The organism is Flavobacterium mekongense (assembly GCF_047038255.1).
In the GTDB taxonomy this organism is placed as follows: Bacteria; Bacteroidota; Bacteroidia; order Flavobacteriales; family Flavobacteriaceae; genus Flavobacterium; species Flavobacterium mekongense.
The window spans coordinates 2,548,791-2,562,622 of sequence record NZ_CP174374.1 but is presented as its reverse complement, the minus strand read 5'-3'; the positions used below and the strand labels follow the sequence as shown (position 1 = coordinate 2,562,622).

Genomic DNA, 13,832 nt, shown 5'->3' with positions numbered 1-13,832 from the left:
CATCCGGACAAAGGTGCCGAATGGGTTGTTGTATTGGGTAGTTATTATGTGTTACAGCAAGTGCACTCGCTTCATTAATTCTGATTTGTTTCTTCTGCTGATTGGGATTACGTCTTTACCAATTAAAACACTGTTGTCTTCGATATCTACAATTTTTTTGGTGTTGATAATGTAGGAGCGATGGACTTTAAAAAATGAATCTTTAGGTAATTTATTCTCAATTTTTTTCAAAGTATTGTGTATGGTATAGCTGTTGTTTTCTGTTTTAATAAAAACATAATCACCGTTGGCCTTGAAATACAATATGGTATTAACATCAATTTTAATTAATCTTTTACTGTTATTGATGTAAAATTCAGAGGTATTGGAGCTTTCAATATCATCTTCTTTGGTCTGGCTGGTTTTCTTTTTTCTTTGATTGCCATCAAATTCTTTCAAACGTGTCATGGCTTTATCAAAGCGCTCCGGTGTTATTGGTTTTACCAAATAATCAACGATACAATTGTATTCAAAAGCTTCTATCGCAAAGTTCTTGTCAGAAGTCACTAAAATGACATTGATGGTTTGATTGATAGTATTAATGAAGTCAAAGCCGTTAAAGTTGGGCAAATGAATGTCTAAAAATATCAAATCAACCTCATTATGATTTAAGTATTTCAAGGCTTCTATGGCATCAGGAAAATCTCCTACTAAATGAAGGTCAGGTTTGGTACTGATCAGTTCGGTCATTACGGTTCTCGACATCAATTCGTCGTCAATGATTATGCACTTTTTCATCTTTGTAGTCATAATTGGTCTATAAATTTTTTTACGGTCTTGATAGTAGCTTCAAATTCGATTTGCTTCTCTTTTTGTCCTTCTCTTAAACTATGTTCATAAGTCTCTGCATCGTTATAACAGCTATACATACCGAAAACCCCAATTTTATGTTTGAGCTTATGAACCGTTTCAGAGGCTTCTTTTAAATTGTTTTTAAGCATAAAATTCTGATAATCTGAAAGTTCTAACGGAAATTCATACTTAACAATATCGATTAATTTTTGTTTAAAATTCAAATTATTATTCGATAATTTTTCAAAATAGTCTAAGTTAGGTTGTTCCATGTTCTTTAGGCATTTTTATGTAAAACGTGGTTCCAATTCCCTTTTCACTCTCAATCCAAATTTTACCATTGTATTTTTCTACTATCTTTTTCACTATAGATAAACCTATACCGGTTGATTTATTGTCGGAGGAATACGATTCGAACAAGTGGAAAATTTTATTCCTGAATTTTTTTGAGATTCCCGGGCCGTTATCTTGGACCGAAAAGGTGTAAAAATCTTCGTCTTCAGTACAGTCGATAACTACCGTTCCTTTTTCTTTGTCGTTATGAATAACCGCATTGCTGATTAAATTTTGAAACAACTGTTGCATCCTGAAGCGATTGGTATTTTTTACCGGAAGCTTTTTGGCAATAGTAACTTCAATATGTTGCGGGATATCAATAATGCGAATAATGTTTTCAATAATTTCGTTTAGGTCAACCCATTCGTTAGTAGTCTCGTAGGAGTCAATTTTAGAAAAGGTTAAAATGCCTTCAATGAGGTAATCCATCTTTTCTACTTTTTCTTCAATCAGACCAATATATTTTTGGGTTTGTTCATTAAGAACATTTTCCTTTTCCCCTTTAATCCATGTAACTAAAGTATGAATACTTCTTAACGGTGATTTTAAATCGTGAGATACAATTTGGGCATATTCATTCAAACTTTCGTTTTGTCTCTCTAAACTTTTGAGTAGTTCTTCTTTTTGAATCTCCAGTTTTTTGAGCTCGGTAATATCGAGGTGAATCCCAATACTACCTACTAATTCACCATTAAGGTTGTAGTTCGGTGCGCCACTAATGAGCCAATATTTTTCTTCGTTGGACTTCATCTTGGCTTTGATCTGATAAGAATCGGAGATGCCGTCTTTTCGTACCGCTACTTTGGAATTGAGGATCTCTTTATTTTCTTTATCTAAGAAGATTTCGGAAGCTCTTTTCCCTATAAGTTCGTCCGGGGTATAACCGCTCAGTTCACAGAAAGATTGGTTGATGAACTGAATGCGGTCATTCAAATCTACTTCCAATAATCCCATGTTCATATTGGCAATGATATTACTGTATTTTTCTCTTTCGGCTTCTAAGCTTTGCTCGTATTTTTTCTTGATGGTAACGTCTTCATAACTCCATAAATGGCCGTCATATTTATCGCCATGGTATATGGGGATAAAACTGCGTTCCACTATTCTCCCGTCTGCCATTTCAATGTTTTCGGCTATAACGGTGGCTTTTTGGGCTAATATTTCGTCAATTCGTTTCAAGAAATTCTCTTGATCTTTGAATAAAACTTTTGATTGTTCGGCTGTTTCAGCACAGTCTAAGCCGGTTAACAGTTCCGGATCCACCGGAATACCGAAAAGTTCACAAAACTTTTTATTGACAATTAATATTTTTCGATTGACATCTTCTAAAAGAATACCCGATTGCAGATTGATGATTAAGGAGTACAATCGGTTTTCGGATTCAATAATTTGTTGGTTGAACGCTTTTTCCTTGGAAATGTCTTGTTGTATGGTAAAATATTTCAGAACATTTCCGTCTTCGTCGTTCAAAGAACGGCCTTGTACATTAGACCAATATTTGGTTTTCGATTTTTTGTAATTGATGATATCACAATTAAAAGGAAGACCATTTTCCATTTGTTTGGACAAAAACGCTACTGTTTTTTTATCGGTTTCAGGACCTTGCAGTACGTCTTTAATTTGTTTGCCAATCACTTCTTCAAGCGTGTATTCGGTGATGTCGGTAAAACTTTGGTTGATCCATTCAATTCGCCCTTTATTGTCGCATATAATTACCGCCGCGGTATTTTTTTCGGCTATGGAAGAAAGTAATCGCAGTTTTTCCTCTTGCTCCTTCTCTAAGGTAACATCTTCAATGATGGCAAAATAATAAATGATTTCATTGGCTTCATTTCGCACCGGTTGTTTGGTGGTTTTGTACCAATGGGTTTTATTGTTGAGGATCAAATTGGCTTTTTCGCCTTCAAAAATTTGCCCTTGTCTGAAGCCTTCAAGAACTTCTTGGATTTTATCTTTATCGGTTATTTTACAAGGCCCGAAATCGAGTACAAATTTACCAATGATGTCTTCTTTCTTGAGTAATACAATATCCAAATAGGCATTGTTACACCACAAAATGGTTCCGTCAGGGGAGAACAGTACCACTCCGTTTTTATTGGCACTGGCCACTAAGGATAATTTATTGAGTTCTTCTTTGTCTCTCTTTAAGGCATTTCTCTGTTGGTTAACCGTTTCTAAAAGCTCTTTGAGTTCTTTGTAGTTAATTTCCTGATTTTTAGAAATGTGTAAAATGTCTAATAGCGGGTCGTGAAAAGCAAAATCATTTAAGGTTAAGTTGTTGTCTATTACATCATTAATAGAAACGAACCAAGGGGAACCTAAAAATAAGAAACCTTCATCTATAGTTTCAAATTGGCCTCTTAAGGTAATTTCAGTTGGTTCATTGACTGTTATAATGACCAATTGGTCTAAATTATTGCGAAAAGTCTCCGGATTCAACGTTTCTACATATGGCCGAATGATTTTAAAAATATCGTCAAAATTAGCGCCTTCTTTCAGGTTAGGAACCAGTTTAGCTATGCTTTTTCCATAATATTTAACTTGTAGGTTGTGATCTAATAAAATATAGAACGGGAATATTTTATTAAAAAAAGCCTCGCTAAATGTAAACTGATCCTTGTGCATATATTAAACTATATCCATTTAATTTTGAATATTTCGTTGTTATCGCCTTGGTTTCTTGAGGCAATCAACTCAATAGTCGTTTCTGTTTCAAATAATTCACCTAACCCCATAATCAAACCTCTCACAAATTCTTGCAAACCTTCTCTTTTAGAGATATAATGAAGATGAAGGCTATTCTCTTTCAAATGACTGATTTTAAATTCCGGAGGTGTTAGTTTCGGATACATTAAAATCACTCTGTTGTGAAAAACCGGCAAATTGATTAAAAACTCTCTTAAATTATTGCCGCCGGCTTCAATCAAGCCTGCATATTTGTCTTTAGTGGTTTTTAAAACCCACCATTTCCCGAAAGAAATCAGAACCTCCTCCAAATCAATATGCAACTCCTCAGATATAGTTTGGGCCAATTTAAACGTGATGGCATCATCATAAGATTCGTTACTGATGAAGAAATTTTCCTCAATACCGCTTTTTTTCAAGATTATATCCCATTGCTCAGCGCCATAATTGGTAGTAACCAAATCTTCTATGGCCTTATTAACGATCCCGTACATCCTTTAAATCTTAATCAACTCGTTGTAGCTCCAATACTCTAAGGTTCTTTCTACACGAACCACATAGTCTTCATATTTCAAAGGCTTAATAATATAACCTGCTATGCCTATTTTGTAACATTCAATAATATCTTTAGGATTATTGGATGTTGTTAAAACAATGGCGGGTATGTGTTTTAAATGTTTGCTCTTTTTCAAAGTGCTCAAAAACTCTATACCGTTAATTTTAGGCATATTTAAATCCAATACAATAATATCGGGCAATTGTTTTGTATTGTTTAAAAATTTCAAGGCTTCTTCACCATTTCGAGTTTCTATGATTTGATGCTTTAAACCTGTATTCTCCGTTACCTTCACAAATTTCATGACCTCTATAGTATCATCTTCTATCAGCAATATTTGAAGTATTTTTTTCATACAAATTTTTAGGTTTAAGTACTACTCAAAAATAAAGGAATATGAAAGGTGAAATGTTAAAATTAGACAAACGGTTTTTTAAATAAGTTAAAAGGTACAAATAATTATTTAAACGGATTGAAATTTAAGATAAAATGTTTTTTTAAAAATTTAAAAAATAAATTTATTCGTACCTAATTTTTCGGTTAAGTGGTAAAAAATTAGGTAGTAAACGGAATAGTTTTGCAAGAAGAATTTGCTATGGGTAATGGTATCAAACAGTCATGGAGAACAACTGATTTTGAGGCGTTCTGCGTTTTAATCGCAAGTCGAATGCCATGCAAATGTTACGCACAAAAGGTTTCCCTTTCTCGGTTACAACCAAACTATTCGGTTTGATGATCAATAAACCATCATGGCTCATTTCTTGTAAGCTGTCGAGTACCTCGTGCAGTTCCTTAAAATTACCGTTGTTGTAATGCCAAGTGGTTTTGAATTGACACATTAAATTAAGGATGTGTTGGCGAATGATCAAATCTTCCTCCGTTAAGATATGGCCTCTGAAAACAGGCAACTCATCACGATTCACCCTATCATAATAAGCTTCAAGTTCTTTTTCATTTTGGGCAAAACCATACCAACTGTCACTTATAGAAGAAACACCCAGCCCAACCATCAATTGGGTTTTGGAGGCTGTATAGCCCATAAAATTGCGGTGTAATTTTCCTTCTTCAAACGATTGGTACATACTGTCTTCTTTCAGCGCAAAGTGATCCATTCCAATTTCATGATAACCACGCTCAGCCAACAAAGCTTTTCCCACTTCGTAAAGTTTGCGTTTTTCGTCATCTTTAGGAACATCTTCGTCTTTAAAACCGCGTTGCCCGTTTCCTTTAATCCACGGCACATGGGCATAACTGTAAAAGGCGATCCTATCGGGTGCTAACGAATTGGTTTTTTCAATGGTATCAATCACATTGTCTAAGGTTTGAAATGGCAATCCGAAGACCAAATCGTGTGAAATGGAAGTGTATCCGATTTCTCTGGCCCAAAAAGTAACTTTAGCCACATTGTGAAATGGTTGCAGACGATGAATGGCGGTTTGTACTTTTTCAGAGTAGTCTTGTACTCCAAAACTAACCCTTCGGAAACCTAAGTCATACAATTTTTGTAAATGCACTTTGGTAGTATTGTTAGGATGACCTTCAAAACTAAACTCGTGTTCTTTGGCTTTCACGGCTCGTTCAAAGATACCGTTGATGAGTTGTTCCAAATTTTCGGGCGCAAAAAAAGTAGGCGTTCCACCACCTAAGTGAATTTCTTTTATGACGGGTTTTTCCGGAAAGGTATTGCAGTACAAATTCCATTCTTTTAAAACTGCTTGTATATAGGGATGCTCTACTTCATGACGCTTTGTAATGCGTTTGTGGCAACCGCAAAAGGTGCACAAACTTTCGCAAAAAGGCAAATGAATATACAAGCTGATGCCTTCTGAAGCATTGCTTTCGGCAAAACTTTTCAATACTGTTTTATTCCATTTTTCCTTAGAAAATGAACTCTCGTCCCAATAAGGAACTGTCGGATAACTAGTGTATCTCGGCCCCGGAACGTTATATTTTTGGACTAATGAAACTGTCATGATGCAATTTTTCAATAGCAAATGTATAACGACAGCGGCCCAATTAAAATGACAATTGTCATATAGGCATAAAAAAACCTCTTCGGTTTAGGGAAGAGGTTTGTTGCGAAAAACGAAATTGGTTATATTTTGGACAGCATGATGACAATTTTATTAAAATCGGCTGCTGCATTAATTACGTTTTTATAATCGTTGAACTTTTCTAAAGGATAGTTCACCACATTATAGAATTCGGTATTGGTTACAGTAATCACACCGTCTTTTTCGGTGTAGCTGCTTACGAATCCGGCTTCCGTTTTATTGTTGAGGTCGGTTTTAAAATTCATATTGAACTTCTCCAAGTTTTTAGCGGTAACACCTTTGGGCAATATGATTTTTAAGGTTCTTTGGTAGGCGTGCGGATGGTCTATTTCAACCGGAAGTGTTCTTTTATTTTCCTGATACAATTCCATTTGAGAGCCGATTAATTTTCCAACAGAGAACAAATAATTGCCTCCGGCATTCTGAATCAGGTCTTTTCCGTCAAAGGTTAGCTTCATTACAAAAGGTTTTTTACCAATATTTTCCACACCGTCATTTTCGGTTTTAAGCGAAGAATATTCGGTATTAATAGTGTAGTTTTCAGCTATGTTCTTTAATATAGTTTGGTATTGTTCTGCCGAAGTGAAATCCTTAATCGGTTGGAAGTTCATAGCGGTATACCCACCAAAATCGATAGCAGTGGTTATTTTAGGATTTTCTATATCTTCTGTAAAATCGGCTGTAATCACCATATAATCGGTGGTTAATTCCACTCCGGGCAATTCGATAAAATTAATTTCACTCACGCCCATACCAACGCCACCAAAGATTTTTTCACTGATGAACAAACCGTTGTTGTTTCCTAAACCATCAGGAAACAAAGGAATGCGGTATTCAATTTCACTGGGTGTCAGGTATTTTTTGATGGCCGGGAAGTACAATAAAGCTTCATCTAAGTTCTCATAACTTTCAAAATCTTTTTCAAACGGTATTTCGAAACGATTGGAGGTTAGTACCACTTTGTTTTCAATTTTAAAATGACGGAAAACCGCCGAGTACAATTTGAGCATGTCGATTCTGTTAGCCTGTTTGCTTTTGATGATATCGGTTATGCTTTCAGCATTGTCTGCATACAAATTGAATGTAATGGTTTTTTTGACCTTGTTTTCGATGTTCCAAATTTGCTCCTGTAAGTCATTGGATTTTGGTATTTGACTGCAAAAATCTTCTACCGATTTTTGTTGTTTTTTATCCAATGGCGGATTGATTCTGTCGTAAAAGTTGGAAGTAAATTTAGCGTAGCTGTTGATGTTTTTAGCACCGGTATAAAAGTTTTCATCCAATTTGTATCGGAATAATTTCAAGTGTACATCGCGGTTGGAGTATTTTTCATCGTCTTCCAAAGCCGCAATGTTAGTATCCTTCACGGTTAATGTTTTTTTCAAAGTATCTGCTGCCGTTTCTTCAACAGCTTCCGGTAAACCGTTAGACGATTTGGTTTTGAACTTCAAATGGCGCGGATAAATCAATTGGAATTCGTTGCTCACTATAGGAACACTCGATTGCATACGCATCGTTTTTCCGTCTAATTCCTGGAATTCTTCCAACATGAATATTTTTTCGATTACGCTGCCTTTTTCCAAACCGGTAATAGCGAAGTAGTTGTACTTGAGCTGTTTTTCTTCATCTACTTCTTCTTTGATGTCTTTTTTGTCAAACAACGTTATTTTGCCGTTTTGTTGGATAACGCGCACTTTCGTTTCGATTACGCTTTCATTCATTTTAAACGGAATATACACTTTATTGTTGCGTTCCACAGCATCGTTGGAATTGATGTAAGTGCGTTCGTGAACCAAATAATATTGGGCTGCCCCTTTTCCTTTGGAGGCTAACTCAATTTTGGTTACGCGAGAGAGTACTACTTCAGGTTCGTTTTTATACTGAGCCGGTATATCGATTACGGTATTTTTATCGTCCCAATGGTAATTTTGGAAGCTGAAATCTTGTGCGTTGATTGACATTGAAAACAATACTGCAACTAACGCTGTAAGCCTGTGGGCAATGTTAAATTTCATGGATTCGTATTTAGGAATTTTATTTTTCTTTTAAAATGATGGTTTCAGAATAGCCCGATTTGAGTTTTTTAACTGTTTCGTTCCACAAGGCAAAATCTTTTTTCTCCAACATGATTTTTTTGGTTTCTAAAGTGGCTTTCATTGATACTGTATTGCCTTGTAGTTGGTAAACCAATTGCACTTTGATGAGTTCATTGTCTATTTCAAAATTCTTCGGTACATATTTTACTTCGTAGCCTTTTGGAATTACACAACTTACGGAAGAAATGTATTGGTTCAAGTAATCGAAATCATAGTTAGCCTCACGGTCTTTTTCCAAATTGGATTTTTCATAGTATTTGTCGAAAGCCAAATTGAGGTACAACTCTTTATCCACCTTAACAATATAATTATCGATATCAAAATCGTAACCTACTTCATAGGCTTTGTCACGATCTTTCAAATTCGCCTCGCAATAATCGTTTAAGGTAAACTTGTTGTTGCCTTTCAGCACCAAACTCTTAATCATTTCAAAGCGGGTTTTGTTGGTAGCATCGCCCAATTGCCCTAAAGTATTGGTACGGTTGTATCCGGTGATTTGCAACCAACCCGAACCGGTAATTTTTTCGTTATTGATGTTGATTACAACCGAATCATTGATCGAGTTTTTGGCAGGAGGTGTAATCGGAACTTTTACAATTTGGTATTTGTCACCGTTGTACAACAGCGCCTCTTTGTCTTGTATAAAGGCAGAAGGCAAACCATAGGCTGTTTCTTGGTCGGTAGCATCTAAAAAAATGTATTCAGCTCCTTTTTTGTACACCGCTATCATGTGATCGGTGGTAGAAGGCGTAGCCACTTCGCTAAACGAATACGGAATGTTACGTGTGCCTATCCAAGCCAAATACACATTGGAAACGCCTGCATACTTGGCCATAGCCGAAATGATACTCGCCATGTCTTTACAATCGCCAAACTTGCGCTCGTTGACCAAGGCCGCTTCACGAGGTATAAAACCTTCGTAACCGTTTTCAAAGGCAATATATTTGATGTTGTCTTTTACCCAATAAAAAATGGCTTTCACTTTTTCCTCTTCCGTAGTTTTGTCTGCCGTGATGTTTTGCGATATTTCTTTTAATGCAGCATCTTCTTTAGTGTTCAGGTTTTCTACAAAACTACTGTAGTAAGTGTACATGCGTTGGATATCGCCCAATAAGGTTACTTTGTTTTTATCGGCGGTGTAATCTTCAATGTAAAAAATGATGTGCGGTACACTGTACAAAATGCTTGGTGAATTTCCTTCAAATTTAAAGGGTTTACCGTCGGTTAATGTCCATTGGTACAAGTTGTAATCTTTCTTTTCAATTTTGTTAAATACAATTTGATTGTTCGGATCGTTGAACAATTTGAAACCTATATTGACATTTTTATCGACTTTGATTTCCAAGGTTGAGTTTTTTACCGGCAAAACTTCACCGAAGATGAACTTGTGCAACAAATTCGGATCTGTGAATTCGGTGGTGTATTCATACACTTTTTTGGCGCCGGCTTCTAAGTTCGGGAACGACATTTGTTTCACTTTTACGTCGTCATGAAAAACCGAACCGCCACGTGATTGTTTTTCCAAAGCTTGGGTTACTTTGATTTTCTTTTCTTTACCGCCATTCGACACTACGGTATAAGCATCATAGGAAATCAGTTTGACAAAATCGGAATACGAAAAACTTTCTTTGTTGTTTTGAATACCGTTGTCGGACAGTATCATTGCTTCGTATTGGTTGTCCTGAATTACCTTTAACTTCTTATCTACTATACTGATGGTATAAGAAGTAGTATTGTTAACAATCAACTCATTAAAGTCGGGATACTGTTTTTTATACGTTTCGAAATTACTTTGGGCGTTTGTGGCCATTGCACTCAGCCCAACAGCAAGGCTAACTATTGCCTTACTTGATAACTTCCACCAAATAGTCTGAGTCATATTTTTTAGTTAATGTTAATACACCATTGGTAAAGATTTGTGTTTTACCGTGTAATTCATCGTTTTTGTATTCGGCTTTAATCCAAGGTTTTCCGTCTTCTTTAAAATATTCCTGAACCCCTTCGTAATCGTTGCTTACAAAGTGCTCTTTCAGGTAAATGTTGCCATTAGCGTAATATTCAATACGGTCGTTGTGCACTACATCGTCTTTGTAAAATGCTTTGTACTCCGGTTTGCCTTGTTCATTATTGATGAAAAACTCGCCTTCTTTATTGCCTTTATTGAAGGTGATTTGCAAAGCAATTTTGCCGTTAGGATAATTAGAAGTTAGCGTTCCTGTTTCATTCACTATCATCACTTTTTCACTCAGTTCGCCTGTTTTCGATTTTTTGATATAGTACTGCGGCGCATCATTCAGGAAGAAAATGGTCATTAAAGGTTCTCCTTTTAAGTTGTAGTAGGTAAAGTCGCCTTCTTTAACATCGTTTTGTTGGCTGTACTCATACATCTTCGATTTGTTGTGGTAATAGCGAATGGTTTTGCCGTTTTCTACCCCAAAGTTGTATTCGGAAGTAATCTTTAAATGTCCGGTTAAATCGTAGTTTTTAGACACACCGTTGATCAAGCCGTTGTAGTAAGTTTGTTCCAATAAAATAGTGTTATTCGGACCATATTCTTTGTACAAGTTTACCGGCGAACCACATTTGTATTCTCCTTCAATCATCGGTTGGCTGAACTTGTCTTTGCGGATGTATTTGCCGTCTAAGTAACCATTTTTAAGGTCAAATACCGAAGTGTAAGCACCATTGTTCATGGTTTGGTTTACCGAACCCGATTTGTGGTCGTACTCAACAGTAGAAGCTATTTCACCTTTGCTATTATAGTAGTCACTCGATAAGGTAATGTTTCTGAATATGTGGTCAATCATTACTATTTGTCCGGATTGAGAGAATGTTTTGCGTTCGCCTTCCAATTCGTCTTCATCATAAAACCCTTCATTTAAGATACTGCCATCAGAATAAAACACCTTATACGGACCGTTTAAGTTACCTTTGCGGTAATTGTAAATTCTTTTTAAACCTCTGTCTGTATAAACTTCATTGCGGCCTTGTAGCGTGTCTTTTGAATAATAGCTGATAGAGTTGATTAAACCGTTTTTGGAATAATTTTTAGTAATGCCTTCTCTTTCGCCTTTTACAAATGCCGTTTCCGTTTCCGGTTTGCCAGAGGCCGTTTGGAATTTCCACTGACCGTTTCTTCTGCCTTTTTCAAAAGCACCGGTAGCTACCACTTTGCCGTCTAAGGTTTTGATTTCAAATGATTTTCGGGCTAAGTTAATTTCGGTAGGTTTGCCATTATCGCGGCTGTATTGTCTGATGAGTTTGATTTCTTTCGAATTGAAAACCTCGTCATAATATTTTTCTCCGGAAGGGTTGAAGTAGGTGGTGGCCATCAATTCGCCTTTTTCATTATAAGTGGATTCACCCGATTTTACTCCCGTTGCATAGTATTCCGATGAGGTACTTACTTTGCCGTCTTTGTACACAAATTCTTCTTCCAACTTTCCGTTGGTGTAGTATTTTTTGAAAGATCCAACCACTTTGCCGGCTTTGTATTCGGCTTCTTCTTGTATGGTTTTGCCACCGTAGTATTTGGTGTATTTACCTTCCAATTCACCGTCTTTGTAAGTTTCGGTTGAAGTCAAGTCGCCCATCTTATTGTAAGTGTTGTACACCCCGTTTAATTTTCCGTTCACATAAGAACTTTCGTTTTTCTTAGTACCTATTGGGTAGTAGCAGGTTAAAGTCCCGTTGATTTCTCCATTGGTAAAAGTACCGTCACAATTGATACCACCGGCTATGTGGTAAGAAGTCGATTTACCGTCGAGTTCGCCGTCTTTGTAATTTTCCTCTAAGCTCAAACTACCGCTCGGATAATATACAGTGCGTTTGCCGTGAAGTTTGCCATTAGCAAAGTTTTTTTCTTCATATACTTTACCTTCTTCGTTGTAATATTTTTGCAAGCCGTTAAGTTCGTCATTCACAAATTGCAATTCACCATCAAGGTTTTCAAATTCATTTAAGAGTTTGAATTTACCTTCTTTTTTACCGTTTACTACACTTCCAATCAAGTTAGGCAAGCCTTCATCTAAGTAAATGATTACTTCTTTATCTTCTCCAAACAAGTTCATCTTTCTGCGGGCAAATACGTTCCAAAAGTCTTTACCGATGTAGTCTTCGCTGAATTGCAGGATTTTCTTTTTCTGTGCCAATAAAGTTTTTCCCAGTTCTTCTTCCAATCCCATTAAGATGTAATAACTGAAACCTTCGATTTGTTTTTTATCGGCTACCGATTTTAGCCAAGGCAAGTAAGTGGTTTCGAAAAAGCCATCGCCCATTTTATGGGTTTGGGTATATTCTAAAATGGCTTGAACTTGTCGGGTAACAACATCGTCAATCTTTGATTCTATTTTGTAGGCACTGCGCAAAGGCAATTGGTTGCGAAGGATGGTTTCCAATTCTTCAAAATTATCACCGGTTTTAGAGAAAACCAGTTTGCTTTTTTCCAAATAGTTTTCGCCCATTTTAGCGTTGAGTTTGTACACTGCATTTTTGGAAAATTTACCGGTAGGAGCAATCATTAAGTAGGATAGAAGCGCCATACTTCCTTCGGCAATTTTACCGTTTTCAAGTGCCACTGCGCCCAATAAATAGTGAGATGAAGCACTGTTAGGATTATTGGCTATAATTTTTTTCAGGATATCAATACATTCTTGTACTTTCTTGGCGCGGTAATATAAAATGGCCAAGTTGTATTGGTGGTTGGTATTGTTCGGGATAAATTGTAATCCTTCTTTGAATATTTTTTCAGACTCCTCATATTTCTCTGCATCACTCAAAAAGCTGCCGTATAAAGTATAAAGAGTAGGGAGTTTTTTCATCCATTTGGTTTTATACACCTTTTCGAAATGCGCTTTTAATTCTTCTTTTTTTTCTTGAGCTGAAAGGGTTAACGCTATTTCATACAACGCAGTGCCGTATTCCGGGTCGAGTGCATCCACCTTTTGGAATTCTGCTATTGCGGCATCGTATTTTTCTTCTTCGTACAATTGAATTCCGTTTTGTACAAATAGTTTACCGTTGTACACGGCTGAGTAATCGGTTTGTGCGCTTAAGTAAGCTGTGGCCATGAAAGCCAACGAGATAAAGAGACGTTTCATTTTGTAGTAATAGGTTGAAATGACCAAATATAGAATAAATACTTGTCAGAAAAAACCAAAAATAATCCCGAGAGTATTTTTGCGAATTATAAAAAAAAATAACCTGTATTGCTTAAAAATATGATTATATCTTAAAAAATTAAGGATTTTATAGTATTAAACACATGTAAACTAA

General features: G+C 36.2%; 9 protein-coding genes. All 9 read right to left on the bottom strand.

Annotated elements, in window-relative coordinates:
* Positions 1–51: 51 nt before the first annotated feature.
* Entirely contained in the window at positions 52–777 is a 726-nt protein-coding gene (locus ACJG85_RS11095) for a LytR/AlgR family response regulator transcription factor (RefSeq protein ID WP_409680711.1), read from the bottom strand.
* Between the two features lie 8 nt (positions 778–785).
* Entirely contained in the window at positions 786–1,103 is a 318-nt protein-coding gene (locus ACJG85_RS11090) for an Hpt domain-containing protein (protein ID WP_409680714.1), read from the bottom strand.
* Positions 1,090–3,792: a PAS domain-containing protein gene (locus ACJG85_RS11085; RefSeq protein WP_409680717.1), complete on the bottom strand. Its 2,703-nt coding sequence runs from the start codon at positions 3,790–3,792 to the stop codon at positions 1,090–1,092. The genes ACJG85_RS11090 and ACJG85_RS11085 overlap by 14 nt, the downstream gene beginning before the upstream one ends.
* 8 nt (positions 3,793–3,800) lie before the next feature.
* Entirely contained in the window at positions 3,801–4,346 is a 546-nt protein-coding gene (locus tag ACJG85_RS11080) for a heme NO-binding domain-containing protein (protein WP_409680720.1), read from the bottom strand.
* A 3-nt stretch (positions 4,347–4,349) separates the two neighbouring features.
* The gene (locus ACJG85_RS11075) at positions 4,350–4,763 is read right to left on the bottom strand and encodes a response regulator (protein ID WP_409680722.1); all 414 of its coding nucleotides are present in this window, start codon (positions 4,761–4,763) and stop codon (positions 4,350–4,352) included.
* 253 nt (positions 4,764–5,016) lie between these two features.
* Entirely contained in the window at positions 5,017–6,381 is a 1,365-nt protein-coding gene (gene hemN / locus ACJG85_RS11070; RefSeq protein ID WP_412464134.1) for an oxygen-independent coproporphyrinogen III oxidase, read from the bottom strand.
* Between the two features lie 122 nt (positions 6,382–6,503).
* Positions 6,504–8,477 carry a DUF3857 domain-containing protein gene (locus tag ACJG85_RS11065; RefSeq protein ID WP_412476434.1) on the bottom strand — a complete coding sequence of 658 codons (1,974 nt, stop codon included), beginning with the start codon at positions 8,475–8,477 and terminating at the stop codon, positions 6,504–6,506.
* Between the two features lie 19 nt (positions 8,478–8,496).
* Complete coding sequence (locus ACJG85_RS11060) at positions 8,497–10,437, bottom strand: DUF3857 domain-containing protein (protein WP_409680730.1); 1,941 nt, start codon at positions 10,435–10,437, stop codon at positions 8,497–8,499.
* Complete coding sequence (locus ACJG85_RS11055; protein ID WP_412476433.1) at positions 10,403–13,657, bottom strand: tetratricopeptide repeat protein; 3,255 nt, start codon at positions 13,655–13,657, stop codon at positions 10,403–10,405. The genes ACJG85_RS11060 and ACJG85_RS11055 overlap by 35 nt, the downstream gene beginning before the upstream one ends.
* Positions 13,658–13,832 lie beyond the last annotated feature (175 nt).